This is a genomic window from Streptomyces vilmorinianum, assembly GCF_005517195.1.
Taxonomy (GTDB): Bacteria; Actinomycetota; Actinomycetes; order Streptomycetales; family Streptomycetaceae; genus Streptomyces; species Streptomyces vilmorinianum.
This window is the reverse complement of the sequence record NZ_CP040244.1, coordinates 1,885,526-1,910,943: the sequence shown is the minus strand read 5'-3', so window position 1 is coordinate 1,910,943 and position 25,418 is coordinate 1,885,526. Positions and strand designations below refer to the sequence as shown.

General features: G+C 72.6%; 23 protein-coding genes. 11 read left to right on the top strand and 12 right to left on the bottom strand.

Annotated elements, in window-relative coordinates:
• Positions 1-11: 11 nt before the first annotated feature.
• Positions 12-986, bottom strand: coding sequence for a carbohydrate kinase family protein (locus tag FDM97_RS08925; RefSeq protein ID WP_137989824.1), 975 nt, complete (start codon positions 984-986; stop codon positions 12-14).
• A gap of 132 nt (positions 987-1,118) precedes the next feature.
• On the opposite strand from FDM97_RS08925, the gene FDM97_RS08920 reads away from it, so the two are divergent.
• Both FDM97_RS08920 and FDM97_RS08915 read left to right on the top strand, forming a co-directional pair.
• Entirely contained in the window at positions 1,119-1,325 is a 207-nt protein-coding gene (locus FDM97_RS08920; protein WP_137989821.1) for a hypothetical protein, read from the top strand.
• Positions 1,326-1,415: 90 nt separating this feature from the next.
• Positions 1,416-2,822: a hypothetical protein gene (locus FDM97_RS08915; RefSeq protein ID WP_137994736.1), complete on the top strand. Its 1,407-nt coding sequence runs from the start codon at positions 1,416-1,418 to the stop codon at positions 2,820-2,822.
• Between the two features lie 86 nt (positions 2,823-2,908).
• Here FDM97_RS08915 and FDM97_RS08910 read toward each other — a convergent pair whose 3' ends face one another.
• Positions 2,909-3,265, bottom strand: a complete 357-nt coding sequence (locus tag FDM97_RS08910) for a HesB/IscA family protein (protein ID WP_018848827.1) — start codon at positions 3,263-3,265, stop codon at positions 2,909-2,911.
• A 278-nt stretch (positions 3,266-3,543) separates the two neighbouring features.
• On the opposite strand from FDM97_RS08910, the gene nadA reads away from it, so the two are divergent.
• The gene (gene nadA, locus FDM97_RS08905; protein WP_137989819.1) at positions 3,544-4,737 is read left to right on the top strand and encodes a quinolinate synthase NadA; all 1,194 of its coding nucleotides are present in this window, start codon (positions 3,544-3,546) and stop codon (positions 4,735-4,737) included.
• 79 nt (positions 4,738-4,816) lie between these two features.
• On the opposite strand, the gene FDM97_RS08900 is transcribed toward nadA, so the two are convergent.
• From FDM97_RS08900 to FDM97_RS08880, 5 genes are all read right to left on the bottom strand, one after another.
• On the bottom strand, positions 4,817-7,966 hold the full coding sequence (locus FDM97_RS08900) for an efflux RND transporter permease subunit (RefSeq protein ID WP_137989817.1): 3,150 nt from the start codon (positions 7,964-7,966) through the stop codon (positions 4,817-4,819).
• 156 nt (positions 7,967-8,122) lie between these two features.
• Positions 8,123-8,815 carry a response regulator gene (locus FDM97_RS08895; protein ID WP_137989815.1) on the bottom strand — a complete coding sequence of 231 codons (693 nt, stop codon included), beginning with the start codon at positions 8,813-8,815 and terminating at the stop codon, positions 8,123-8,125.
• Positions 8,812-10,092, bottom strand: coding sequence for a sensor histidine kinase (locus FDM97_RS08890; protein ID WP_137989813.1), 1,281 nt, complete (start codon positions 10,090-10,092; stop codon positions 8,812-8,814). The genes FDM97_RS08895 and FDM97_RS08890 overlap by 4 nt, the downstream gene beginning before the upstream one ends.
• Positions 10,093-10,167: 75 nt before the next feature.
• Entirely contained in the window at positions 10,168-10,446 is a 279-nt protein-coding gene (pspAA, locus tag FDM97_RS08885; protein WP_137989812.1) for a PspA-associated protein PspAA, read from the bottom strand.
• Between the two features lie 25 nt (positions 10,447-10,471).
• A complete protein-coding gene (locus FDM97_RS08880) occupies positions 10,472-11,269 on the bottom strand; it encodes a PspA/IM30 family protein (RefSeq protein WP_137989810.1) in 798 nt (265 codons plus the stop codon).
• Positions 11,270-11,538: 269 nt separating this feature from the next.
• Between FDM97_RS08880 and FDM97_RS08875 the strand changes: the two genes are divergently transcribed.
• Positions 11,539-12,135 carry a DUF3043 domain-containing protein gene (locus FDM97_RS08875; RefSeq protein ID WP_137989808.1) on the top strand — a complete coding sequence of 199 codons (597 nt, stop codon included), beginning with the start codon at positions 11,539-11,541 and terminating at the stop codon, positions 12,133-12,135.
• Positions 12,136-12,215: 80 nt separating this feature from the next.
• Entirely contained in the window at positions 12,216-12,950 is a 735-nt protein-coding gene (locus FDM97_RS08870; protein ID WP_137994735.1) for a class I SAM-dependent methyltransferase, read from the top strand.
• A 202-nt stretch (positions 12,951-13,152) separates the two neighbouring features.
• Here FDM97_RS08870 and FDM97_RS08865 read toward each other — a convergent pair whose 3' ends face one another.
• Positions 13,153-13,359: a hypothetical protein gene (locus tag FDM97_RS08865; protein ID WP_137989805.1), complete on the bottom strand. Its 207-nt coding sequence runs from the start codon at positions 13,357-13,359 to the stop codon at positions 13,153-13,155.
• Between the two features lie 91 nt (positions 13,360-13,450).
• Between FDM97_RS08865 and FDM97_RS08860 the strand changes: the two genes are divergently transcribed.
• The 4 genes from FDM97_RS08860 to FDM97_RS35720 all read left to right on the top strand — a co-directional run bounded on the left by FDM97_RS08860 (position 13,451) and on the right by FDM97_RS35720 (position 18,377).
• Positions 13,451-14,650 carry a bifunctional adenosylcobinamide kinase/adenosylcobinamide-phosphate guanylyltransferase gene (locus tag FDM97_RS08860; protein ID WP_137989803.1) on the top strand — a complete coding sequence of 400 codons (1,200 nt, stop codon included), beginning with the start codon at positions 13,451-13,453 and terminating at the stop codon, positions 14,648-14,650.
• 65 nt (positions 14,651-14,715) lie between these two features.
• Positions 14,716-15,783 (top strand): nicotinate-nucleotide--dimethylbenzimidazole phosphoribosyltransferase, encoded by a 1,068-nt coding sequence (cobT, locus tag FDM97_RS08855; protein WP_137989801.1) that lies wholly within the window; start codon positions 14,716-14,718, stop codon positions 15,781-15,783.
• Between the two features lie 123 nt (positions 15,784-15,906).
• On the top strand, positions 15,907-17,670 hold the full coding sequence (locus tag FDM97_RS08850) for a phosphatidylglycerol lysyltransferase domain-containing protein (RefSeq protein ID WP_137989799.1): 1,764 nt from the start codon (positions 15,907-15,909) through the stop codon (positions 17,668-17,670).
• Entirely contained in the window at positions 17,667-18,377 is a 711-nt protein-coding gene (locus FDM97_RS35720) for a hypothetical protein (RefSeq protein WP_175439069.1), read from the top strand. The genes FDM97_RS08850 and FDM97_RS35720 overlap by 4 nt, the downstream gene beginning before the upstream one ends.
• Here FDM97_RS35720 and FDM97_RS08840 read toward each other — a convergent pair.
• Positions 18,317-19,084 (bottom strand): hypothetical protein, encoded by a 768-nt coding sequence (locus tag FDM97_RS08840; protein WP_137989798.1) that lies wholly within the window; start codon positions 19,082-19,084, stop codon positions 18,317-18,319. The two genes, FDM97_RS35720 and FDM97_RS08840, sit on opposite strands and share 61 nt — an antisense overlap.
• 67 nt (positions 19,085-19,151) lie before the next feature.
• Between FDM97_RS08840 and cobS the strand changes: the two genes are divergently transcribed.
• Both cobS and FDM97_RS08830 read left to right on the top strand, forming a co-directional pair.
• Entirely contained in the window at positions 19,152-19,916 is a 765-nt protein-coding gene (gene cobS, locus FDM97_RS08835; protein WP_137989795.1) for an adenosylcobinamide-GDP ribazoletransferase, read from the top strand.
• A 68-nt stretch (positions 19,917-19,984) separates the two neighbouring features.
• Positions 19,985-21,223, top strand: a complete 1,239-nt coding sequence (locus FDM97_RS08830; RefSeq protein WP_137989793.1) for a septum formation family protein — start codon at positions 19,985-19,987, stop codon at positions 21,221-21,223.
• A gap of 12 nt (positions 21,224-21,235) precedes the next feature.
• Here the strand turns inward: FDM97_RS08830 and FDM97_RS08825 are convergent, their stop codons facing one another.
• The 3 genes from FDM97_RS08825 to pelF are packed head-to-tail and all read right to left on the bottom strand — an operon-like array spanning position 21,236 to position 25,418.
• Complete coding sequence (locus FDM97_RS08825; protein WP_137989791.1) at positions 21,236-21,862, bottom strand: spherulation-specific family 4 protein; 627 nt, start codon at positions 21,860-21,862, stop codon at positions 21,236-21,238.
• Positions 21,863-21,882: 20 nt separating this feature from the next.
• Entirely contained in the window at positions 21,883-23,904 is a 2,022-nt protein-coding gene (locus tag FDM97_RS36995; protein WP_349775379.1) for a hypothetical protein, read from the bottom strand.
• Positions 23,901-25,418, bottom strand: coding sequence for a GT4 family glycosyltransferase PelF (gene pelF / locus FDM97_RS08815; protein ID WP_137989789.1), 1,518 nt, complete (start codon positions 25,416-25,418; stop codon positions 23,901-23,903). Before pelF ends, FDM97_RS36995 begins: the two co-directional genes overlap by 4 nt.

Below are 25,418 nucleotides of genomic sequence, written 5' to 3'. Positions count from 1 at the left end.
CACGCTCCGGGTCAGGACAGGTGCGCCTGGACCTCGACCGCGGCGTCGTCGCCGTACGCCTTGGTGAAGCGCTCCATGAAGTGGGCGCGGCGCAGGGTGTACTCCTGGGTGCCGAGGGTCTCGATCACCAGCGTCGCGAGCATGCAGCCGACCTGGGCCGCGCGCTCATGGCTGACGCCCCAGGACAGACCGGTCAGGAAGCCGGCGCGGAACGCGTCGCCGACGCCCGTCGGGTCGACCTTGGCCTCCTCCTCCGGGCAGCCGACCTCGATGACCGGGCCGCCGACGCTCTCGATGCGCACGCCGCGCGAGCCGAGCGTGGTGACCCGGTGGCCGACCCGGCCCAGGATCTCCGCGTCGGTCCAGCCCGTCTTGGACTCGATGAGGCCCTTCTCGTACTCGTTGGAGAAGAGGTAGGTGGCGCCGTCGAGCAGGGTGCGGATCTCGTCGCCGTTCATCCGCGCGATCTGCTGGGAGAAGTCGGCGGCGAACGGGATGCCGCGCGTCTTGCACTCCTCCGTGTGGCGGAGCATCGCCTCGGGGTCGTCGGCGCCGATCAGGACGAGGTCGAGGCCGCCCACGCGGTCGGCGACGGCCTTCAGCTCGATCTGCCGGGCCTCGCTCATCGCGCCCGTGTAGAAGGAGCCGATCTGGTTGTGGTCCTTGTCCGTGGTGCAGACGAAGCGGGCGGTGTGCAGGACCTCCGAGATCCGCACCGAGCCGGTGTCGACGCCGTGGCGGTCGAGCCAGGCGCGGTACTCGTCGAAGTCGTATCCGGCCGCGCCCACGAGGATCGGGTTGCCGCCGAGTTGGCCCATGCCGAAGCAGATGTTCGGGCCGACGCCTCCCCGCCGGATGTCGAGGTTGTCGACGAGGAAGGAGAGGGAGACCGTGTGGAGCTGGTCCGCTACGAGCTGGTCTGCGAACCGGCCGGGGAAGGTCATGAGGTGGTCGGTGGCGATGGAGCCGGTGACTGCGATACGCACGGCTGAGCGCTCCTGCGGGACGGAAAGGGGTTGACAGTTCACGCTACCCGGTGGAAAGCGCCCTGCCGAACAGTGGAAACTACCCCAGAGTAGGCCTTTTCCCCGAAGCTGTGCCGTGCGTACGGTGCGCCTATGTCCACGTACCCCGCTCCTCGTGAGCACCAGGAGTCCGAGCTCAGCCTGGCCCAGCTGCGCGGCGACAGCGCGCGGATGGCCCCGCACTGGGTGGTGCCCGCGGCCTCCGTGGCCGCCCCGGTCTCCCCGGCCCTCATCCACGGTGTCGTCGTCCCGCCCGATTCGGCACGGCTGATCGACGCCACCTCCGAATACGGCGCCTGAGGGACGGAACCACCCGCTCGCCCATTCCGTCCCACTGATGTCTTCCAGGGATGAAGGAGCGATGCGGTGAGCGGTACGGAGAACCGGCGGATGCGGCACCGGCCGCTGCTCGTCGCCTCGGTGGCGGCGAGCGTCCTGCTCGCCGGGGGCGGCGGGGCGTATCTCGCCACCACGGCATCGGAGGGTGACGGCCGGCCTTCCGGGGCGGCCGCTCCCCCGCCGCTGCGCCTCGACGGCACGGACACGGGCCCAGGACCCGGTATCGCGCCGGGCGAGCCCGACCCCGGCGGCGGCGCCGTCTACAAGGCCAAGGGGCCCCTCCCCGACGGGCCCTCCTCGGCCGCGGTCCACCTGCCCGAGGGCAAGGTCACCTCGGCGGACGTGACCCGGCTGGCAAGGGCGCTCGGTATCGCGGGCACGCCGAGGCTGGAGGGCGCGGTCTGGAAGATCGCGCCGGAGAAGGACGGCGAGGGGCTGCGCCTCGACGTGATGGCCGAGGCCCCGGGCAGCTGGACGTTCTCCCGGTACGACGGGGGTCCGGCCGGCGACACCTGCCTCAAGGGCAAGGCGTGCCCGCCGCCGGGAGAGACGAAGCCCCCGGGCGGTGCGCCGGTGAGCGAGGCGGCGGCGCGGGCGGCGGCCACGCCCGTCCTGAAGGCGATCGGCCAGGAGGACGCGAAGCTGGACACGAGCCAGCTGATGGGCGGGACGGTACGGGTCGTCAACGCCGAGCCGGTCGTGGGCGGGCTGCCGACGTACGGCTGGTCGACGGGGATCCACGTCGGACCCGACGGTGCGCTGGTGGCGGGCAGCGGGCAGCTGAAGGACCCGGTGGCGGGCCACACGTATCCCGTGATCGGCGCCGAGAAGGCCCTCGAGGAGCTGAACAAGGCGGGTGCGGGCACGATCGGTATCGGCGGCTGCGCGACCGATCCGCCGGCCGTCACGACGGAGGGCGGCGCGGACGCCCCGGCGATGACCTGCGAGCCGGACGCCCCGCAGCGGGAGCTGACGGTGACCGGTGCGGTGTTCGGGCTCGCGTCGCAGTACGTGGACGACAAGCGGGCGCTCGTGCCGGCCTGGCTGTTCTCGGTGGAGGAGAAGCCGGGGGCCCGGCCCTTCACCGTCGTACGGACGGCGGTGGCTCCGGAGCATCTGGCGCCCCCGGAGAAGCCGGCCCCGACGCCTCCCCCGACCCCCACACCGGTTCCGGACGAGGGCACGGAGCCCGCGCGGCGCGTGGAGTCGTACCGGGTCGACGGGGCGGGCACGAAGCTCTCGGTGACCTTCTGGGGCGGGGTGTGCAGCGAGTACACGGTGTCGGCGCGGGAGAGCGCCGACAAGGTCACCGTGAAGGTGGCGGAGCGGCCCATGGACCCGGACAGGGTCTGCATCGCCATCGCGGTGGAGGTGACCCGGACGGTGACGCTGGAGCAGCCGCTGGGCGCCCGGGCGGTCGTGGACGCGGCGAGCGGGGAGCCGGTGCCCCGTAAGTGAGGCGGTGAGGTGTACGCACGAAGGCGGCCGCCCGGATGTCCGGGGCGGCCGCCTTCGTACGTACGACTGGCGACGTGACGCGCGACTCAGCTGAACGAGTCGCCGCAGGCGCAGGAGCCCGTGGCGTTCGGGTTGTCGATCGTGAAGCCCTGCTTCTCGATGGTGTCGACGAAGTCGATGGAGGCGCCGCCCAGGTACGGGGCGCTCATGCGGTCGGTGACGACCTTGACGCCGTCGAAGTCCTTGACGACGTCGCCGTCGAGCGAACGCTCGTCGAAGAAGAGCTGGTAGCGCAGGCCGGAGCAGCCGCCGGGCTGTACGGCGACACGCAGCGCCAGGTCGTCGCGGCCTTCCTGGTCGAGGAGGGCCTTGACCTTGGCCGCGGCGGCGTCAGACAGGAGGATGCCGTCGCTGACAGTGGTCTTCTCGTCCGATACGGACATCTGCTTCTCTCCCGGGTTGTACGGAGAACGGAGACTGCTTGCCGACGGTTGCAACCGGCGGGGCCCGGGATTCATTCCGGGCGAGCCCTAGTCTTTCCCTTTCATGCTCGCACACCCGCTCGCGGACCAGCACAGCCCTGCACAGCCCGGCACCGGCAAGTGCCGCCGCGTGGAGAGCGAATTCGTCACATCGACACTATGGACATCGTCAAACTGACGTGAAGCAGTTATGATAGATAGCGTCATTTAGACGAAAAGGTCTTCCGCAGAAAGAAAGGGTGCGTGACGTGACCACCGCCCAGCCCCTGGACGTCCAGCCGACGCCGCTCGCCCTGCTGCTGCTCGGCCGCGAGGCCGACCCGAAGAGCGAGCGCGGAGTGGAGTGTCCCGGCGACCTTCCGTCGCCCTCCGACCCCGACCTGGTGGAGCGCGCCCGCGCGGCCAAGGAGAAGCTCGGGGACAAGGTCTTCGTCCTCGGGCACCACTACCAGCGCGACGAGGTCATCCAGTTCGCCGACGTCACGGGCGACTCCTTCAAGCTCGCCCGTGACGCGGCGGCGCGCCCGGAGGCCGAGTACATCGTCTTCTGCGGTGTGCACTTCATGGCCGAATCGGCCGACATCCTCACCACCGACGACCAGAAGGTCGTCCTGCCGGACCTCGCGGCCGGCTGCTCGATGGCCGACATGGCCACGGCCGAGCAGGTCGCCGAGTGCTGGGACGTGCTGACCGAGGCCGGCATCGCCGAGCAGGTCGTGCCGGTCTCGTACATGAACTCCTCGGCCGACATCAAGGCCTTCACCGGCAAGCACGGGGGCACGATCTGCACCTCGTCGAACGCCAAGCGCGCCCTGGACTGGGCCTTCGAGCAGGGGGAGCCCCATTCGACAAAGGTCCTGTTCCTGCCCGACCAGCACCTGGGCCGAAACACCGCGGTGCGGGACATGGGCATGTCGCTCGACGACTGCGTCCTGTACAACCCGCACAAGCCGAACGGCGGCCTGACCGTCGAGGAGCTGCGCAACGCCAAGATGATCCTGTGGCGGGGTCACTGCTCGGTGCACGGCCGCTTCTCGCTGGACTCGGTCAACGACGTACGGGAGCGGATCCCGGGCGTGAACGTGCTCGTGCACCCGGAGTGCAAGCACGAGGTCGTGGCGGCCGCGGACTACGTCGGCTCGACCGAGTACATCATCAAGACCCTGGAGGCGGCCCCGGCCGGCTCGAAGTGGGCGATCGGCACGGAGCTGAACCTGGTCCGCCGCGTGGCCGACGCGCACCCGGACAAGGAGGTCGTCTTCCTCGACAAGACGGTCTGCTTCTGCTCGACGATGAACCGGATCGACCTGCCGCACCTGGTGTGGGCGCTGGAGTCGCTGGCCGAGGGCAACCTGGTCAACCGGATCCAGGTCGACAAGGAGACGGAGAGCTTCGCGAAGCTGGCGCTGGAGCGGATGCTGGCGCTGCCGTAACGGTTCTGTACGTACGCCGAAGGGGCGCCCCCGAGCGGGGGCGCCCCTTCGGCGTACGGGGCCGGGGCCCCACGAACGGTCAGACCTTCGCCGACTCCTTCGCCTGCGGCGGGAGCGGCGCCTCGTCGGACTTCGCCGACCGCTTCGCCGCCTTCTTCTTCGCGCGGCGCTCCTTGCGGAGCTCGACCATCGCGTAGAGCGTCGGGACCAGGAGCAGCGTAAGCAGCGTCGAGGTGATCAGACCGCCGATCACCACCACCGCCAGCGGCTGGGCGATGAAGCCGCCCTCACCGGTGATGCCGAGGGCCATCGGGAGCAGCGCGAAGATCGTCGCCAGCGCCGTCATCAGGATCGGTCGCAGACGGTGGCGGCCACCCTCGACGACCGCCTCGACGACGCCCAGGCCCTGGGCCCGGTACTGGTTGATCAGGTCGATCAGGACGATCGCGTTGGTGACCACGACGCCGATCAGCATCAGCATGCCGATCATCGCCGGGACGCCCATCGCCGTGCCGGTCGCCACCAGCAGACCGATGGCGCCGGTCGCCGCGAACGGGATCGAGACCAGCAGGATCAGCGGCTGGATCAGGGACCTGAAGGTCGCGACCAGGAGCATGAAGACGATCGCGATCGCCGCGAGCATCGCGAGGGCCAGGTTGAGGAAGGCCTCGGACTGGTCCTCGGAGACGCCGCCGATGGAGGCCGTCGCGCCCTCAGGGAGCTCCAGAGCGTTGATCTTCGACTGGAGTGCGGCGCTCACCGCGCCGGTGTTGTCACCGGTCGGCTTGGCCGTGATCGTCGCCGCGCGCGAGCCGTCGATCCGGGTCATCGAGACCGGGCCGGGGACGAGCCGTACGTCGGCGATGTCGCCGAGCTTGACCGGGCCGAGCGGCAGCGCCTTGAGCTCCGCCATCGTCGTGGCCGGCTTCGCCGAGGTCAGGACGATGTTCCGCTCGGTGTCGTCGAGGATCGCCTTGCCGGCCGGGGTGCCACGGACCGCCTGCGCGACGGCCATGCCGAGGGTCGTGTCGTCGAAGCCGAGGTCGGCCGCCTTGGCGGTGGCCTTGACGGAGATCCGCGGCACCGACTGGGACAGGTCGCTCTGGACGTCGGTGACGTCGTCGAGCTCGGCGACCTCGGCCTTGACGGCCTCGGACGCCTTCTTCAGGGTGTCCGCGTCGGACGCCTTGACGACCACGCTCAGGTCCTGGCTGCCGAAGCCGTCGCCCGCCGCGATCGTCGTGTCGCCGATGCCGTCGAGCTTGGCAAGGGACGCGTCGATGGCGTCGCGGGTCGTCTCGTACGACGCCGAGTCCTCCAGCGTCACCTGGTACGAGGCCTGGTTGGCGCCCGTGCCGCCGCCGAAGGCGGCCATGAAGCCCGAGGAGCCGACCGTGACCTGGTAGTCCTTCACGCCGTCGGTGGTGGAGAGGACCTGCTCGACCTTCTTCGCGGCCTCGTCGGCCGCACCGAGGCTGGTGCCCGGGGCCAGCTCCTGCTTGATGCTGAGGATCTCCTGCTCGCCCGGGTCGAAGAAGTTGGTCTTCAGGAGCGGGGCCATGCCGAAGGTGCCGACCAGGACGACCAGCGCGATCGCCACGCTGGTGAGGCGGCGGCGGGTCGCGAACCGCAGGACCGGGACGTACAGGCGCTGGAGCCGGCTCTTGTTCTCCTTCTCCTCGGCCAGGCGCCGGGCCTCCTCCGGGTCCGCCGACGTGCCCTTGGGGGCGCGCAGGAACCAGTACGAGAGGACCGGGACGACGGTGAGCGAGACCAGGAGGGAGGCGAGCAGGGCGGCGGTGACCGTCAGGCTGAACGAGCCGAACAGCTCGCCGACCATGCCGCCGACCAGGCCGATCGGCAGGAAGACCGCGACCGTGGTGAGGGTGGAGGAGGTCACGGCGCCCGAGACCTCGCGTACCGCCGTGAGGATCGCCGCCTGGCGCTCCTCGCCGTAGCCGAGGTGCCGCTTGATGTTCTCCAGGACCACGATCGAGTCGTCGACGACCCGGCCGATGGCGATGGTGAGAGCGCCCAGCGTCAGCATGTTGAGCGACAGGTCGCGCGTCCACAGCACGATCAGGGCCAGGACGACCGAGAGCGGGATGGAGACCGCGGTGACCAGGGTCGAGCGCAGCGAGGCCAGGAAGACCAGGATCACCAGGACGGCCATGACGAGTCCGAGCGCGCCCTCCGTCGTCAGACCGGAGATCGACTTGGAGACGGCCGGGCCCTGGTCGGAGACGACCGTCAGCTCGGCGCCGGCGCCGAGGTCCTCGCGGAGCTCGGGCAGCTTGTCCTTGACCGCGTCGGAGATGGCGACGGCGCTGCCGTCGTTGTCCATGGTGGCCATGACGGCGAGGCTCGGCCTGCCGTTGGTACGGGTGATGGAGACCCGGGAGGACTCCTCCTGCTTCACCGTGGCCACGTCGGCGAGGCGGACGGCCGCGCCCTTCTCGGGCTTGATGCGCAGGTCCTGGATCTGCTGGAGCGAGGTGAAGCCGCCGCCGACCTGGACCGTGCGGCTCTTGCCGTCCTCGGAGAAGGAGCCGGCGGGAACGGTGGCTCCGCCCGCCCTGAGGGCCTCGGCGAGCTTCATCGTGTTCAGGCCGGCCGCGGCGAGCTTCCGCTCGTCCGGGGTGACGGAGACCTGGAGGTCCTGGACGCCGTCGATGGAGACCTGGCCGACGCCGTCGATGTCCTCGAGGGCGGGCACGACGGTCCGCTCCAGCTGGTCGGCGAGATCCCCCAGAGCCTCCGGCCTGGGGGTACCCCCAGGCTGGTCCATGCCAGAGGACACGGCGAGGACGACGGTCGGGATGTCGTCCGTCGAGCCGGCGACGACCTGCGGGTCGACGCCGTCGGGCAGGGCGACCCTGGCCCGGTTCACGGCCTGCTGGATGTCGGCGACGAGCTGCTTGGTGCCCTCGTCGCCGTAGTCGAAGCTCGCCATGATGAGGGCGTTGCCCTCGGACGCCGTGGAGGTGACCCCCTTGACGCCGTCGACGGCCTTGATGGTGTTCTCGAGCGGCTCGACGACCTGCTTCTCGACCACGTCGGGAGAAGCGCCCTGGTACGGGGCGAGGACCGAGACCATGGGCAGCTCGATCGAGGGGAACAGCTGCTGCTTCAGCTGCGGTATCGCTATCGCTCCGAAGACGATGGCGACGATGGACATCAGCCCGATCAGGGCCCGTTGCGCGAGGCTGAATCTGGACAGCCAGGACATGGGGTCTCTCTTCTGTGGCGTGCTCGGCAGGCGGGCGCCAGGACGTTCCAGGGGTGCCCGACTACACGATCAGCCATGAGGAGGCCCGGTTCCTCGGCCCCGGGGGCCAAATCCTTGTCCCCGCATACCGCGTCTGGAGTACGCGAAGGGGCCCCGTCACTCCACCCTTGGACGTACCAGTCCCGATTCGTAGGCCGTGACCACCAGCTGGGCGCGGTCCCGGGCGCCGAGTTTGGCCATCGTCCGGTTGACATGGGTCTTCACCGTGAGGGGGCTGACCTGGAGGCGTTCGGCGATCTCGTCGTTGGAGTGACCGCCGGCCACGAGGACGAGGACCTCGCGTTCGCGGGTGGTGAGCGCGGCGAGACGCTCGGAGTACGCCGGGGAGTCCTCGTCGCCGTCGGGGTCCGAACTTCCGCCCTGTGCCAGGAACTTGGCGATCAGGCCCTTGGTCGCGACGGGCGAGAGCAGGGCCTCTCCGGCGGCGGCGATACGGATGGCGTTGAGCAGTTCCTCCGGCTCCGCGCCCTTGCCGAGGAAGCCGGAGGCGCCCGCGCGGAGGGACTGCACGACGTACTCGTCCACCTCGAAGGTGGTCAGCATGACGATCCGTACGGCGGACAGCTCCGGGTCCGCGGTGATCAGGCGGGTGGCGGCGAGTCCGTCCGTGCCGGGCATCCGGATGTCCATCAGGACGACATCGGCCCGCGTGGAGCGCGCGAGGGCGACGGCCTCGGCCCCGTCGGCGGCCTCGGCGACGACCTCCATGTCCGGCTCGGAGTCCACGAGCACCTTGAACGCGCTGCGGAGCAGGGCCTGGTCGTCGGCGAGCAGCACCTTGATGGTCATGTGTCCTCCCCCGTACGGGCCGTTGCGGGCAGTATCGCCTGTACGCGGAAGCCGCCGCCGTAGCGGGGCGCCGCGGTCAGCGTGCCGCGGAGGGCGGTGACCCGCTCGCGCATGCCGATCAGCCCGTGGCCGCCGCCGTCGGTGGGGGCGCCGGGCTGCGGGGTGCCGTTGTCGAGGACGGTGATCTCGACGGTCCGGCCGACGCGGACGACGCTCACCTCGGCCTTGGCGTCCGGGCCCGCGTGCTTCTGCACATTGGTCAGGGCCTCCTGGATGATCCGGTACGCGGCGAGGTCGACCGCCGCGGGCAAGCGAAGCGCGGTGGGGGCACCCCCCGGCTGAAAGCGCAGGGGGACCGCGTCGTCGGCGGAGACCCGGGCCAGCTCGACGGGGAGGCCCGCGTTGCGGAAGGTGGCGAGGAGCTCGTCGAGGACGGCGAGGCCGGGGGCCGGTTCGGTGGGGGCCTCGGGGTCGCCGGACTGGCGCAGCAGACCGACGGTGGCCCGCAGCTCGTTGAGGGCGGAGCGGCTGGCCTCGCGGACGTGCGCGAGGGCCTCCTTGGCCTGGTCGGGGCGCTTGTCCATGACGTGCGCGGCGACCCCGGCCTGGACGTTGACCAGGGCGATGTGATGGGCGACGACGTCGTGGAGGTCGCGGGCGATCCGGAGGCGTTCCTCGGCGACCCTGCGCCGGGCCTCCTCGTCCCGGGTCCGTTCCGCGCGCTCGGCCCGCTCGCGGATGGCGTCGACGAAGGCGCGGCGGCTGCGGACGGCGTCGCCGGCGGCCGCGGCCATGCCGGTCCAGGCGAAGACGCCCAGATTCTCCTGGGCGTACCAGGGGGTGGGCCCGAAGAGCATCGCGGCGCCGGTCAGCACGGTCATCGTGGCGAGGCCGACCCGCCAGGTGGTGGGGCGGTCGGTGCGGGAGGCGACGGTGTAGAGCGCGACGACGGCGCTCATGGCGACGGGGGCGGGCCGGTCGTCGGCGATCAGCTCGATCAGGGTGACCCCGCCGGTGAAGGCGAGGACGGCGAGGGGGTTGCGCCGCCGCAGGACCAGGGCCGCGGCGCCCAGCACCATGAGGAGCACGCTGCTCGGGTCGGGGGTGCGGTCGCCGAAGGTGGGGCCGTTGGGGCTGCCGTGGGGGTCGGCGAAGGAACCGGTGACCATGCAGGCGAGGACGGCGAGCGCGAGGGCGCCGTCGAAGGCGAGGGGGTGCGCCCGCAGCCACTGGCGGCCCCGCAGGAAGCCGTTGTCGAGGGAGGTCACGTCAGGCAACGGTACGGGGTCAGAACGCACCGGTGCCCCGCCCCCTGCGGTGAGGGAGACGGGGCACCGTCGCTGTTGGAGGCGTCAGCCCGGGATCAGACCGTTGTCGGAGAGCATCTCGCGCACCTCTTCGAGCGTCGCGTCCGGGGACGGGAGAATCAGCTCAGAGGGTTCCAGCGCGTCGTCCGGGAGAGGTTCGCCGATGTCGCGGACCTCGTCGAGCAGAGCCGAAAGCGTGCGGCGGAAGCCGTCCGCGTCCCCCGACTCCATCTCTTCGAGCAGCTCGTCGTCCAGCCTGTTCAGCTCGGCGAAGTGGCTGTCGGCCAGCTTCCACTGGCCCTCCCCCATGATCCTTACGATCATGACGTGCCGTCCTTAAGGAGCTCGTCTACTGCTTGTCGAATCGGGGCTGCGAGGACTGCTGCTGCTGGTCCTGAGGCGTCGCCGTGCCGCCCTCGATCGCCTGCTTGGAGGCCGAGGGGCCACCCGCCAGCTCCGCCTTCATCCGCTGGAGCTCCAGCTCGACGTCCGTACCGCCGGACAGCCGGTCGAGCTCCGCCTGGATGTCGTCCTTGGCCAGGCCCGACTGGTCGTCGAGCGCGCCCGAGGCGAGCAGCTCGTCGATCGCGCCGGCCCGGGCCTGCAGCTGGGCCGTCTTGTCCTCGGCGCGCTGGATCGCCACGCCGACATCGCTCATCTCCTCCGAGATACCGGAGAACGACTCGGCGATCCGGGTCTGCGCCTGGGCAGCCGTGTAGGTCGCCTTGATCGTCTCCTTCTTCGTACGGAAGGCGTCGACCTTGGCCTGCAGCCGCTGCGCGGCCAGGGTGAGCTTCTCCTCCTCGCCCTGCAGCGTCTGGTGCTGCACCTCGAGGTCGCTCACCTGCTGCTGCAGCGCCGCCCGCCGGGACAGCGCCTCGCGCGCCAGGTCCTCGCGGCCGAGCGCCAGCGCCTTGCGGCCCTGGTCCTCCAGCTTCGAGGACTGGCCCTGGAGCTGGTTCAGCTGCAGTTCGAGCCGCTTGCGGGAGGTCGCCACGTCGGCGACGCCCCGCCGGACCTTCTGCAGGAGCTCCAGCTGCTTCTGATAGGAGTAATCGAGGGTCTCGCGCGGATCCTCGGCCCGGTCAAGGGCCTTGTTTGCCTTCGCGCGGAAGATCATCCCCATACGCTTCATCACACCGCTCATGGGCTTCGCGCGCCCCCTTCTGACGGACTCGGCTCAAGCACTCCAACAGGATCCACAGTACGGTCCCTGTCTCCATTACCGCACTGTTCGGGGCCGGATGTGCTCCTCCCCAAGGACGAGTGCGTACGGGCTCTCTCAGGCCCAGGGAGTAGAAGGACCTCGGGGAAACCGTGCGCGTCGCCCCTCCGTACCTCCACAGACGCAGGCTGTTAGCGGATCGTTCCCGCCCGCACTGGGGTCCATGCCTGCCACCACGTACCCTGGGCCATGTGTTCCGTAGCCGTTCCAAGGAAGAGAAGGCCGCCACCGACAAGGTGAGCGTCGACTTCTCCAAGCAGCCCCGCGACCCCGAGGCCCCCAAGGGCCGCCCGACCCCGAAGCGGAGTGAGGCCCAGACGCAGCGTCGTCGTGCCGCGACGGTACCGACCGACCGCAAGGAGGCCGCCAAGCGCCAGCGCGAGGCGCGCCGTGCGGACCTCGCCCGCCAGCGCGAGGCGCTGGCCAGCGGTGACGAGCGCTATCTGCCGGCCCGTGACAAGGGTCCGGTGCGCCGCTTCGTGCGCGACTTCGTCGACTCGCGCTTCGCCATCGCGGAGTTCTTCCTGCCGATGGCCGTGGTGATCCTGGTCCTGTCCATGATCCGCGTCCCGGCGCTGCAGAACATCTCGCTGCTGCTCTGGCTCGGTGTGATCGTCATGATCATCATCGACTCGATCGGCATCTGGCTCCGTCTGAAGAAGCAGCTGGCCGAGCGCTTCCCGAACGAGCCGAAGCGCGGTGCCGTGGCCTACGGCCTCATGCGTACGCTCCAGATGCGCCGACTGCGACTGCCGAAGCCGCAGGTCAAGCGCGGAGAGCGGCCCTGAGCGCGGACAGCTCCGCTTCCGGCGTGGGCGGTGGTCCGCTGCTGCCCGCCACCTCCCCGTGGCCGAGCGGGTACGGCGGGCTGCGCGAGACCGTCCGCCAGGAGCTCATCGCGCGCCAGCTCGACGAGCAGATAGCCGCCCGCTACCCGGTGGGGCAGCGGCTGCGGATCCTGGACGCGGGCATGGGGCAGGGCACCCAGGCGCTGCGGCTGGCCAGGGCCGGTCACACGGTGACCGGTCTCGAGGCCGATCCTGAGCTGCTCAAGGCCGCCCGTGAGTCGCTGGCCACCGAACCGGCCGGGATCCGTGAGCGGGTCCGGCTGATCGAGGGCGACGGCCGCGAGACGGGCGTGCACTTCCTGCCGGGCAGCTTCGACGTGGTGCTCTGCCACGGTGTGCTGATGTACGCGGACGAGCCGGACGCGCTGCTCGCGGGCCTCGCCCGGATGCTGGCGCCCGGCGGTCTGCTCTCCCTGGTCGTACGGAACGCGGAGGCGCTCGCCCTGCGGCCGGGTATGGCCGGGGACTGGACGGGTGCGCTGGCCGGCTTCGAGTCGGACACGTACACCGACGGGAACGGGTTCAAGGTGCGGGCCGACCGGCTCGACGCGCTGCGGTCGACGCTGGCGGGGATCGCGGCGCCGCTGCACGCCTGGTACGGCGTGCGCGTCTTCACCGACGGGGTGCCGGGCGACGTGGGGCTGCCGGCGGCCGAGGAGCTGGAGCGGCTGCTGGCCGCGGAGGACCGGGCCGGCCGGACGGAGCCGTACCGCAGGATCGCGGCGCTGCTGCACCTGTGCGGTGTGCGGGGCTGACGGCCGCTGAAGTCGTGCCCCCGTGGGCACCGCGGGCACCGCGGGCACCGGGAGCCTGGGCCCGGCAAGGGCGCCGTCCCGTGTGCCCACCCGTCCCGCCTGGGGGTCCCCCGGACGGAGTCCGGGGGAGGGACGAACGCCCACGACGGCGGGGTGGCGGGGTAGGACCCAGGGCCCCGTGGGGCCCCGGGTGCCGGGCGCTCTAGCCCTCCGCGTTCAGGGGCATCGGGCCGTAGATCTTCGTGCCGTCCTCGGAGAGGGTGACCTGGTCCGCGCCGCCCTCCAGGAGGTCCTTCCAGTACTCGCCGATCCAGGACTCGGCGTCACCCTGGGTCGTGAACTCCTCCGGCACCACCGCCGGCTGGACCTCCGTGCCGTCGGACTTCTCGAACCGCCACGTCCATGCCATGTCCGCCTCCTGGGGCTCACCGGATGATCGGTTTCCTGCCCGCAGCGTAGCCGGGCGCGCACCCCTCGCGGTGACGCGGGAGGATCAATGCGTGGAACTGACTCTGCTCGGCACCGGAGCCCCCCTCGGGCTTCCCCGCCCCGACTGCCCCTGCGCCGTGTGCGCGACCGCTCGTCGTGACCGGGCGCGCGCCGCCACCGCGCTGCTCGTGGACGGGGCGCTGCTGCTCGATCTGACGCCGGGGGCCGCGCTGGCCGCCGCCCGGTCGGGGCACTCCCTCGTCGGCGTACGGCAGGTGCTGCTGACGCATCCGCACGACGGGCCCTCGGTCGAGGTGCCGGCCGGGCTGCCGGCCGCGGTCCGGGTGCCGGACGGGCGGGAGCTGACCCTGATCAGCGGGCACCGGGTGCGGGCCGTGTCGATGGACTCCCCCGGTACGGGGTACGAGGTGACGTCCCCGGACGGCGAGCGGCTCCTCTATCTGCCGCCCGGCGGCTCCCCCGCCGGTCTGACCGGCGATCACCTCCGCCCGTACGACATGGTCGTCGCGGACGTCACGGGCCGGCCCGACGCGCTGGCCCGGCTGCGGTCGACCGGGGCGGTCGGGGCGAGCACGGACGTGATCGCCGTCCACATCGACCACGACGTGCCGAACGGCGCGGAGCTGGACCGGCGGCTCGCGGCGGCCGGGGCTCGGACGGTGCCGGACGGGACGACCCTCTACGTCGGCGAGTACCACGCCGTGCCCGACGTCCCGCGCCGCACGCTGGTGACCGGCGGGGCCCGCTCGGGCAAGTCGCTGGAGGCCGAGCGGCGCCTGGAGTCGGTTCCCGAGGTGCTGTACGTGGCGACCGGCGGGATCCGCGAGGGCGACCCGGAGTGGGCGGAGCGGGTGACCCTGCACCGGGACCGGCGGCCCGGCTCCTGGCGTACCGCCGAGACCTGCGATCTCGTACCGCTCCTGGAGGCCGACGGTCCCGCGCTGCTGATCGACTGTCTGTCCCTGTGGCTGACGGACGCCATGGACCGGGTGGGGGCCTGGGACGACGAGCGGTGGGCGAGCGGCGCGCAGGAGGCGCTGCGGGAGCGGGTCGCGGAGCTGGTGGCGGCGGTGCGGGCCACGTCCCGTACGGTCGTCGCCGTCACCAACGAGGCCGGCTCGGGGGTGGTGCCGGCGACCGCGGCGGGGCGCCGTTTCCGTGACGAGCTGGGCCGGCTGAACGCGGCCTTCGGCGACGAGTGCGAGCACATGCTCCTCGTCGTGGCCGGTCAGGCTGTCGTGCTGCGTTGACGGGCGGGGTCGCCGGGTAGGGTGCGATCACCGATGGCCCCACGATGACGTCACAAGGATGACCCTTGAATCTGGACGACTTCTCCGATCTGATCGAGCGCCCCGACGGCGGTATACGGCGTGACGCCGAGGAACGCCGGGAGCGGCTCATCGTTCCGCCCGGTGCGCTCGGCCGGCTCGACGAACTCGGCGAGTGGCTGTCGGCGGCGCAGGGTTCGGTTCCGGTGCGGGCGATCGAGCAGCCGCGGGTCGTGCTCTTCGCGGGCGACCACGGCGTGGCCTCGCTCGGGGTGTCGGGCCGTCCGGCGGGGACCGCGTACGAGCTGGTCCGCTCGGTGCTCGACGGTGCGAGCCCGGTGGCGGTGCTGGCCCGGAGCGCGCACGTGCCGGTACGGGTGGTGGACGCCGGTCTGGACTGCGACCCGGAGCTGCTGCCCGCCGAGGTGGTACGGCACCGGGTGCGGCGCGGCAGCGGCCGGATCGACATCGAGAACGCGCTGAGCGCCGAGGAGACCGAGGCGGCGATCCGGCTCGGCATGACGATCGCCGACGAGGAGGCCGACTCGGGCACGGATCTGGTCGTGCTCGGCGATCTGAGCGTGGGCGGTACGACGCCGGCCTCGACGCTGATCGCGGCCCTGTGCGGGACCGACGCCTCGGTGGTCACCGGCCGGGGCGGGGCCGGGATCGACGACCTGGCGTGGATGCGCAAGTGCGCGGCCGTCCGGGACTCGCTGCGGCGCGCCCGGCCGGTCCTGGGCGATCAGCTGGAGCTGCTCGCCGCGGTCGGCGGGGCGGACCTGGCGGCGATGACGGGCTTCCTGCTGCAGAGCGCGGTGCGCCGGATGCCGGTGATCCTGGACGGTGTGGTGGCGGCGGCCTGCGCGCTGGTGGCGCAGCGGGCGGCGTTCCGGGCGCCGGACTGGTGGCTGGCGGGTCAGGTCAGCGGTGAGCCGGCGCAGTCGAAGGCGCTGGACAGGATGGCACTCAACCCGCTGCTCGACCACGGCGTCACTGTGGGCGAGGGAACCGGGGCATTGCTCGCTCTTCCCCTCGTCCAGGCCGCGGCCGCCCTGGCGGCGGAGCTGCCGGAGCAGACCACTCCGGACACCGCGGCCGACGAGGAGAACTGAGACGGATCACGGCACCGGACGCGGCCCCTCCCCCGAGGACTTCGTCCTGGGGGACCCCCATCGCGCGGAGGGCCGCCTCCGGTGCCCGGCCATGACAAGCGATGCCCCATATGATCGCTTTTCATGGGAGAGGTCCGTTTGTCCATCGAAGGAGCGCCCGGGGGAACCGTCCGTTCGCGGCGCAGCGCCGCGTTCGCCGTCTGGTACCTGCGCGCCGTCACGTTCGTCAACTTCCTGAGCGCCGTCTGGGTCTCCCTGGGCCAGGATCTCCGCCGGCACAACACGGACGACTACTTCACTCCGTACATGCTGACCGCAGGCTTCGCCTCGGGTGTCTTCACGCTCTTCCTGGCGATCACCATGCGCCGCCGCAAGCGCGCCGCGTGGATCCTGAACCTCGTGCTCAGCGGCCTGTTCCTGGCGCTGTTCGCGCTGGCCGTCGGCCTGGACGCCGGCATCCGGCAGCACGCCCAGAACTGGATCTCGCTCACCCTGACCGCCGCGTTCGTCCTCGCCCTGCTCCTCGGCCGCAAGGAGTTCTACGCGAAGGGCGACCGCTCCAACCCGCTGCTCGCCGCGGCCGTGGCGGTCGGCGGACTGTTCGTCACCTCCCTGCTCGCCGCGGGCCTGGTCACCGTCACCAACACCTCCACCGGCACCTCCACCTTCCTGGAGCGCTGGCGGTACGGCGTGATGCGGCTGGTCACCGTCGCCGCCGACGACTCGCGCTTCGACGGGATCGCCACCCCCGGCTGGGTCGACGTCACCATCAACGTCCTGTCCACGCTGCTGCTGTTCGCGGTGCTCTTCGCCGCCTTCCGTTCGCGCCGGGCCGTCGACCCGCTGACCGAGGAGGACGAGGAGAGGCTCCGGCTGCTGCTCGACAAGCACGGAGAGCGCGACTCGCTCGGCTACTTCGCGCTGCGCCGCGAGAAGAGCGTGGTGTGGTCCCCCAGCGAGAAGGCCGCCGTCGCCTACCGGGTCGTCGGCGGGGTCTCGCTCGCCTCCGGCGACCCGATCGGCGACCCCGAGGCATGGCCGGGGGCGATCGAGCCGTGGCTGGCCGAGGCCCGCGAGCACGGCTGGATCCCGGCCGTGATGGGCGCGAGCGAGGAGGCGGGCACCATCTACGCCCGGCACGGCCTGGACGCGCTCGAACTGGGCGACGAGGCGATCGTGGACATCGACGAGTTCACCCTCGACGGCCGGGCCATGCGCACGGTGCGGCAGGCGTTCAACCGGGTCAAGCGCGCCGGGTACGAGGTGCGCGTCCGGCGCCACGAGGACATCCCGGCCGACGAGATGGACGAACTGCTCCGCAAGGCCGACGACTGGCGCGACGGTGCCACCGAGCGGGGCTTCTCGATGGCGCTCGGCCGGCTCGGCGATCCGCGGGACGGTCAGTGCGTGATGCTGGAGTGCGCCGACGAGCGGGGCGAGCTGCGCGCGGTGCTCTCGTTCGTCCCCTGGGGCCCCAAGGGCCTCTCGCTGGATCTGATGCGCCGTGACCGGGACTCCGAGAACGGCCTGATGGAGTTCATGGTCATCGAACTCCTCCAGCGCGCGAAGGAGATCGGGATCACCCAGGTCTCGCTGAACTTCGCCATGTTCCGTTCCGTCTTCGAACGTGGCTCGAAGCTCGGGGCGGGACCCGTGCTGCGGATGTGGCGTTCGCTGCTCGGCTTCTTCTCCCGCTGGTGGCAGATCGAGTCGCTGTACCGCGCCAACGCCAAGTACCGACCGATCTGGGAGCCCCGCTTCATGCTCTTCGAGAAGAGCGCCGACCTGCTGCGCATCGGCCTCGCCGCGGGCCGCGCCGAAGGCTTCCTGGAAGCCCCCGGCCTGCCGAACTGGATGCACCGCAAGCACCTGGAGGGCCGGCGTTGAGCCCCTCGCTGCAGGCATTCGCGCGCCGTGAGTGGGGACCGCTGTTCACCACCGTACGGACGGCGCTCGTCACGAGACGATGGCGCGCGATCCCGATGACGCTGGCCGCCGTCTGCCTCACGGCGCTGTTCCAGCTCGTGCAGAACCAGGACTGGGGGTACCAGCCGGTCCAGGACATCGGCTCGGTGCGGGCCGAGGTCCCGCTCTGGCTCGCCCTCCTGCGAACCCCGCTCTCGCTCTTCGTCCCCGCGCTCGATCTGCCGGTGTGGGGCGCGCTCGCGCAGATCCTGCTGGTGTTCGGGATCGCCGAGATCTGTCTGGGGCGGTGGCGGACGCTCGCCCTCGCGTATCTGGCGACGCTGGCCGGGACGCTGTACGCCCGGGCCGGGATCGCGCTCGGCCCTGACAGCCCGCTGGGGCTGCCCGCCTCGGACGCGCGGGTCGTCGACACCGGCCCCTCGGCGGCGGTGGTCGGCCTCGCCGTCTACGTCTGCTGGCGCCACCGGGCCTGGTGGACGGGGACGCTCGTGGTCGTGGCGATGGTCGTCGAGGTGCTGTTCAAGAACAACCTGGCGGGCAAGGAGCATCTGGCGGCGATCGCGGCGGTGCTCGTGCTCGTGGCGGTCATGGCCTGGCGCGAACGCCGTCAGGGCGCGTCGGAGCCCCGCCCCGGGACGCGCTCCTGGAAGCCGCCGATCACGTCCTGAACCTTGCGGCGGACGCGGTCCCAGCGTCGGTCGTGCCGGTAGGTGCGCAGCCGGGAGCGGGCCCGGGCCTTGGGGCGGCGGGCGTAGGCGCGCCGGGACCACCAGGAGCCGGGCCGGGCGAGCCGTACGGCGCCGATGACCGCCACGAACGGCACCAGCGTGCCGATGACGGCCATCCGGAACTTCCCCTTCACCAGGGCGACGAGGACGAACAGGAAGTTCACCAACAGGGTGAGGATGAAGGCGGACCGGTTCTGGCGCTCTTCCGCGGTGAGTTCGTCGACGCCGAACGGCGAGAAGCCGCCGAGGACGAGCATCACCAGGGCCGCGGTCAGGACGACCACCTCGACGCTCTTGCGGCCCTCGTCGCTCCAGTAGACGTCGTCAAGGTGGAGGATCAGCGCGAACTCGTCCAGGACGAGGCCCGCGCCGATCCCGAAGACCGCCGCGAAGACGCAGGCGGTGACCCCCTCACGGCCGGTGGCCACCGCGCCGAAGCCGCCGCCGACGGTCAGCACGACGCCCGGCACGACGTGGTGGATGTGCAGCCCGCCCGCGGCCTTCACATTGCGGAACGGGCCCTTCCCGGCCCTGATCATCCGGACGATCATCCGCGTGACCAAGAAGGTCACGACGAACGAGGCGAGGGCGATGAGCAGCGGGAGCTTTCCCGGCTCGACGAAGTTGCGGTAGAACCAGTGACCCATGCCACCCGCTTCCGATATGTGCCTGATGCGCAACTTACAAGGTGCGGCTCTGCTTTACGCTCCCCGGATGGACGGCCTGCGTTTCGCCTTCGGCACCCTCACCGTGCTCCCCGCCCGCATCACCCGCTGGGACCGGGACGCGGCGCGGGCCGGAATGCTCTGGGCCCCGCTCGCGGGTCTCGTCGTCGGGCTCTTCTCCGCCGCGCTCGGCGGGGTGTTCCTGCTGCTCGGCTCCGGCCCGCTGCTCGCGGCGGTGGTCACGGCCTCGGTCCCGGCGCTGATGACCCGGGGCCTGCACCTGGACGGGCTCGCGGACACGGCGGACGGGCTCGGCAGCGCGAAGCCGGCGGAGGACGCGCTGCGGATCATGAAGCAGTCGGACATCGGCCCCTTCGGTGTCATCGTGCTGCTCTTCGTCCTCTTCGCCCAGGTCGCCGCGCTGTACCGGCTGTACGAGGAGGGCTGGGCGTACGGTACGGTCGCCGCCGCCCTCGCCGCCACGGTCGCGCGCCTCGCGCTCACCCACGCCTCCCGCCACGGCGTTCCGGCGGCTCGCCCGGAGGGCCTGGGCGCGATGGTCGCCTCCACCGTCCCGGTCCGCGCCGCGGCCCTGGTGACCGCGGGCGTCCTGGTGGGGTGCGCGGTGGCGGGCGCGCTGTTCTCCCCGTACGACGCGCTGCGTCACGTCCTCGCGGCCGTCGCGGGGCTCGGCGCGGCGGCGCTGCTGCTGCGGCGGTGTGTGCGGCGGTTCGGCGGGGTGACGGGCGATGTGTTCGGGGCGGTGGAGGAGGTGGCGGGCACGGTGGCGCTCGTCGCGCTGACCCTGGGTTGATCGCCGGGGTGATCGTTTCGTGATGCGCCGGAGGGCAACCCTCCGCGCGTCCGCCCGGTCATGAAGGCGTGATCAGACGCCTCGCCCGTACCGCCGCCGCGCTCGCCGCCGCCTCCCTGCTGCTCACCGCCTGCGGCGGTGGTGCCGACGACGGGGGTGCCGAGCCGAAGGCGAGCCCTTCGCAGCACCCGGTCTTCGACCAGCCGCTCGACCGCCAGGTCTTCCTGGCCCTGCGCGAGACGCAGAAGGCGGGCACCGCGAGCTTCACCCAGACGCTGACCTTCGAGTCGAGGAAGGGCCGGGCCGTGCAGACGGTCAGCGGCCGGCTCGACTTCGCGCGGGGCGTGGGCGAGGCGACGGTGAGCTGGCGGATACCGGAGAAGTTCGACGAGCGGGCCAAGGAGACGCTCCTCGGCCGGACTCCCGGCCGGGGCCACGGCGACACCTCGGGCAGCTATCTGATCGACCGGCAGCAGATCCGCTACCGCGCGGAGTCCTCGCCGTACTGGCTCGCGTACAGCAGCGCCGACACCCTCGGGGTCTTCGGGGACGACCCGATCGACCACCTGCGCGGCACGGAGAGCCCGGTCGGCGGCATGCTGCTGGAAGGCATCAGCGGTGCGAAGGCGCAGAAGCAGCACCCCGCGGGCGCCGGCCGCGACTACCGGGCCGAGCTGCCGCACACCGTGACGCAGGAGATGTTCCCGCGGGATCTGAGCAACGAGCTCAGAACCCCTCTGTACGTCGCCCCCGGCGTGGAAGAGGCCGGGCATCCCCTGACCGTGTCCGTGGACGCCCAGGGCAGGATCACCCACGGCCGGGCGGACCTCACCGGCCTCCTGGAGAAGGAGGGGGGCGTCTTCGCCGGTATGACCTCCCTGACGATGGAGCTCACCCTCAGCGGGTACGGCGCGTCGCAGCCGGCCACGACCCCCACGGGGAAGGTCCGGAAGGCCGCCGAGGCCGTGCTGCCCGTCGCCGAGGTGAAGGCCGGGAACTGCGTCGACTTCAACACCGGGCAGCGCGAGGCGCAGTCGGTCGTGAGCGTGCCCTGCGCGGAGCCTCACGACGGGCGGGTGTGGGCGCAGAAGTCGCTCGGCGAGCGCGCGTACCCCGGCGCGGCCGCCGCGAGGTCCGCGGCGCGTGACGCCTGCCGCGACGCGTACCGCGCCGCCCCGTCCTCCTGGACGAAGGAGTCCGTGCAGGCCGGCCGTTACTGGTACATGTGGTCGTCCGAGCGCGCGTGGCGGGACGCCGGCGCCGGGCGCGTCACCTGCTACGTCGAGACCCGCAAGGGCGCGTCCTAGCGGCTCGGCGACTCATCCGTGCTGCCGGCACGGCTCCAGGGCGTGCGGGAGCGTGCCCCAGGGGTGGGCGCCGGTGCCCGGGACCGTGCAGTGGACGCGCGTGGTCGGCTGGGCCTCGCGGGGGGCCGCGTAGACCAGATGGCAGTAGTGGTCGGCGACCGGCAGGTCCAGGCCGCGGTACGTGTCCCAGGGGCCCTCGAAGGTGACCAGCAGATCGGCGAGTTCGGCGTAGCCGGGGTCGGGGTGCGCGCCGTGGTTGAGGACCAGCGTCCGGGCCCCGGCGGCGCGGGCGGCGACGCCGACGCGGCGGACGTGGGCGAGGGCATCGGGCGCGGTGGGCACCTGGTCGAGGAAGGCGCCGTCGGCCCCGTACCAGTCGCGGTGGCGCAGCAGTTCGGCGACGACCTCGCCGTGCGGCCGGCGGCCGTACGCGGTGTCGGTGTAGCCGAGCACACGCACCCCGGCGGCCCGGAGCCGCTCGGCGACGGCGGCGAAGGCGGGGTCGGGGCGCGTCCCCGCGCCGTTCGCGGGGTTGATGACCACGCCGTAGAGCGACGGCGCGGCCTCGATCACGGCGGACCAGTCCTCGGGCCGGTCGGCCGGATGCTCGTAGAAGGGCACCAGCAGGGAGGAGTTCACGGGTGGGTCCTCAACGGTGACTAAGCACGGTGGGCGGTGGGGCGGGCGAGGAGGGCGCAGGCCAGGACGGTCAGGACGGCGGCGGCCGTCGCCGCGACGGCCGGGCCGGAGGCCGGGGTGAGGGTCTGGGCCGCGGCGGCGAGGGTGCAGACCGTGGCCGCGCCGCGTACCGCGCCGAAGGCCTGGAGGAGCAGGCCGAGCCAGAGCACGATCCCGACGAGCAGCAGCCCGAGGAGCCGGATCCCGTCGAGCGCCGGGGCGCCGGGCCACAGCAGGGTGCCGACGGAGGCCAGGGCGAGCAGCACCGCGAGATAGGCGCCGAGGCAGCGGGCGAGCGTTCCCACGGCCGCCCACCGGAACGCGTGCGCGCTGGTGAGGGTCCGCAGTCCGGCGAGGCTCTCGCTGCGGAAGCGGTGCAGCAGCCACTCCGCGGGCCCCATGGAGAGCGTGAGCGCGACCACGGGCGCGGCGCCCGTCACGAGGGCGTCGCCGGCCCCCGCGTACAGCACGAGCAGGCCGCTGCCGAGGCCGAAGAGGCCGTACGGGAGGGAGGCGGCGAGCGGGGGGCCGGACCGGGGCCGCCGGCCGGCGGGGCGCAGCACGATCGACGCGAAGGCGACCGTGGCCGTGAGGGAGAGGATCAGCAGCGCGGCGCGGAGCGGGTCGGGAAGGTCGTACCGGAACGCGGGCACGGCTCCGGCGAGCGGCAGCAGGGCGCAGAGCAGGGCGCGTTCGCGGCCGAGGACGAGCAGGACGGTCGCGGCGCCGAGGTAGAGGGACTGCCCGGCGGCGAACACGACGACCGGCCATTCGCCGGGATCGGCGGCCGCGAAGGCGACGGTCGAGCCGACGAGCGCGCCTGCCGGGGCACCGACCAGCAGGGCGCGGGCGGCGGCCCCGCGGTCGCCGAGGCCGAGCCAGGAGTACGCGCGGTGGGACAGGGCCTGGTTCCACACCCACCCGGCGACGGCTCCGGCGAGCAGCGGGGCCGTGGCCGGCCCGCCCAGGAGCGGCGCCCCCAGCACGTACGCGAGGCCGGGCAGGGCGAAGACGAGGCCGCGCAGCAGGCAGCCGGCGAGTCCGGTGTGCCAGGGGCCCGCGGGCGGCGCCTCGGGGGCGGGGTGGCGCCGCTCCACGCGCGCGTAGAGCTCCTCGGCGAGGGCGAAGGAGTCGGCGCGCCCGTAGGTGAGGCGGATGTGGTCGTCGGTCATGCCGTCCGACTCCAGGATCGCGGCTATCTCGTCGGGGTGGACGGCGTCGGCGGCCAACGCGTGCAGCCGATCGGCGAGTTCGTCGAGGGGGTCGGGGGCGAGGGGCCCGTGCGGGCCGGGGACCGGGTCCGGGGCGAGGGGCCCGTGCGGGCCGGGGACCAGGTCCGGGGCGCACGTGGTGCAGGCGCCCGCGTCGGTCGTCGCCCCGTCAGTCCGCCGCGGGCCGTCGGCGGCGCTGGGCGCGTCGGGTCTGCCGGGTCCGGCGGACAGCGAGCCGCGCCCACCGCACCGGCCGGGCGCGGCATGCGTCGCGGCGCACCACCCCTGCGGGCCCTCGCCCGAGACGCACCGGGCCGGCCCGGCTTCCGCCGTGCGAAGCGGGTGGGGCGGGCGGCACTCCGCCGCGCGGGGCGACGCAACCGCGCCCGCCGGGCGGCCGGCGCCGGGTCCGTCGGCGCAGCACGCGCATGCGCCGTGCGAAGCGGCCGGGCCGTGCGCGGCGCGAGCCGACGCGCGGGGAGCATCCGGCACGGCGGGCGTCGGGCCGTGCGCGGGGCGGGCCGACGCGCGGGGAGCGTCCGGCACGGCGGGCGTCGGGCCGTGCGCGGGGCGGGCCGACGCGCGGGGAGCGTCCGGCACGGCGGGCGTCGGGCCGTGCGCGGGGCGGGCCGACGCGCGGGGAGCGTCCGGCACGGCGGGCGTCGGGCCGTGGGCGTCGGGCGCGGCGCACCCCTCGCGTCGGGCGCCGGGTCCCGCGCCGCCGCGCGGTCGCGGGATCACCGGCAGCGTGTCCCGCATGGAGCCGTTCTTCAGCCAGAGGGAGCCGCTCATGACAGGGAGCCTCCGCCGACGAGGTCCTGGCGCCAGGGGTCGGTGAGGCGGACCGTCCAGTCCTCCGGTTCGGGCGCCGGGCACACCGGCTGTCCGGCGAGCTCGCGGTAGATCTGCCGGAAGCCGTCCACCGAGCGGTGCAGCGTGAACCGGTCGACGACCCGCTGCCGGGCCCTGCGCCCCAGTTCGGCCCGCCGCTCCCCGTCGCGCAGCAGCTCCGTCACGGCCGCGGCCATCACGGCGGGCTCGCGCGGCGGGACGACGACTCCCGTGTCGCCGACGGCCTCCCGTACCCCGCCCACGTCCGTGGAGACCGTCGCCCGGCCGCAGGACATCGCCTCGATCAGGGAGAAGGGGAAGCCCTCGCTGATCGAGGACAGCACCACCACGCTCCCCGCCGCATAGGCGCCGGCCACATCGGAGACCCGCCCCTCGAAGGTGATGCCGTCGGTGACGCCCAGCTCGGCCGCCAGCTTCTCCAGGCGGGTCCGGTAGTCCTCGTTCCCGGCCGGGACCGGGCCGAACAACCGCAGCCTCAGCTCGGGCAGTTCGGCGCGGGAGATCGCGTACGCCCGGATCAGCGTCTCCAGGTCCTTGATGGGGTCGATCCGGCCGCACCAGCTGAGCGTGGGGACCTCCGGTTCGGGGCCCGCCCAGGGGAACGCGGCCGGGTCCACGCCGTTGTAGACGGTCCGGATGCGGTCGGCGGGGGCGCCGCCGCGCTCCTCCCAGCGCCGGTTGTACTGGTTGCAGGGGGTGATCAGGTCGGCCTTGCGGTAGCCGAGGGTGTTGAGCTCGCGGTAGAAGCCGAGCATCAGGGCCTTGACGGGCCAGCGCTGGGCCTCGGTGCGGTATCCGAGGTAGCGCTCGCGGAGATAGATGCCGTGTTCGGTGAGCAGGAAGGGCACCCCTTCGAAGTGCTGGGCGGCGAGCGCCGGCAGGGTCGCGAGTCCGCTGGAGACCGCGTGCGCGACGCTGCTGTCGGATATCCGGGCGGCGAGCGGGCGCAGCGCGTGTTCCAGCAGGTCGGTGGCGGTGAGGGCGTCGTGGACGGTGGGCCGGGCCGCGGCCGTCGGCAGGTGCGGCATGGTCCAGATCCACATCAGCGAACGCAGCGTGCGCTCGGAGCGCAGGGCGGCGGTGAGCCTTCCGCGCCGGGCCAGTTCGGCCAGGGCGTAGAGGCCCTCGCCGAAGTCGTAGCCGGCCTCGGGGTCGAGGATCGAGAGCAGGAAGCGCTCGTAGGTGTCGGCGAAGCGGCTGCGCCGACGGCCCAGCAGGGGCCGGCCGCCCCGCTCCGGGGCGGCGCCCCAGAGCGGGAACGAGGTGTGGCGGTACACGTTGGGCGGCAGCTCCCAGGTGACCGGTTCACGCCCGCTGCCGGTGAGCGCGAGGACGGCGAAGTCGACCTCCGGCATGCCCCGGACGAGCTGGTCGCACCACGTGCTCACTCCCCCGTGGACGTGCGGATAGGTGCCTTCGGTGAGCATGGTGACGTGACGGCCACTGCTCGGCAT

Excerpts from the sequence above, each read along its gene's own strand:
- FDM97_RS08865 (WP_137989805.1), bottom strand. The coding sequence starts at position 13,359 with ATGGCATGGACGTGGCGGTTCGAGAAGTCCGACGGCACGGAGGTCCAG.
- pspAA (WP_137989812.1), bottom strand. The coding sequence starts at position 10,446 with ATGATCGTAAGGATCATGGGGGAGGGCCAGTGGAAGCTGGCCGACAGC.
- FDM97_RS08850 (WP_137989799.1), top strand. The coding sequence starts at position 15,907 with ATGGGAGAGGTCCGTTTGTCCATCGAAGGAGCGCCCGGGGGAACCGTC.
- FDM97_RS08915 (WP_137994736.1), top strand. The coding sequence starts at position 1,416 with ATGCGGCACCGGCCGCTGCTCGTCGCCTCGGTGGCGGCGAGCGTCCTG.
- cobS (WP_137989795.1), top strand. The coding sequence starts at position 19,152 with ATGGACGGCCTGCGTTTCGCCTTCGGCACCCTCACCGTGCTCCCCGCC.
- FDM97_RS08895 (WP_137989815.1), bottom strand. The coding sequence starts at position 8,815 with ATGACCATCAAGGTGCTGCTCGCCGACGACCAGGCCCTGCTCCGCAGC.
- FDM97_RS08910 (WP_018848827.1), bottom strand. The coding sequence starts at position 3,265 with ATGTCCGTATCGGACGAGAAGACCACTGTCAGCGACGGCATCCTCCTG.
- FDM97_RS08880 (WP_137989810.1), bottom strand. The coding sequence starts at position 11,269 with ATGAGCGGTGTGATGAAGCGTATGGGGATGATCTTCCGCGCGAAGGCA.
- FDM97_RS36995 (WP_349775379.1), bottom strand. The coding sequence starts at position 23,904 with ATGAGCGGCTCCCTCTGGCTGAAGAACGGCTCCATGCGGGACACGCTG.
- FDM97_RS08900 (WP_137989817.1), bottom strand. The coding sequence starts at position 7,966 with ATGTCCTGGCTGTCCAGATTCAGCCTCGCGCAACGGGCCCTGATCGGG.
- FDM97_RS08840 (WP_137989798.1), bottom strand. The coding sequence starts at position 19,084 with ATGGGTCACTGGTTCTACCGCAACTTCGTCGAGCCGGGAAAGCTCCCG.
- FDM97_RS08920 (WP_137989821.1), top strand. The coding sequence starts at position 1,119 with ATGTCCACGTACCCCGCTCCTCGTGAGCACCAGGAGTCCGAGCTCAGC.
- pelF (WP_137989789.1), bottom strand. The coding sequence starts at position 25,418 with ATGCCGAGCAGTGGCCGTCACGTCACCATGCTCACCGAAGGCACCTAT.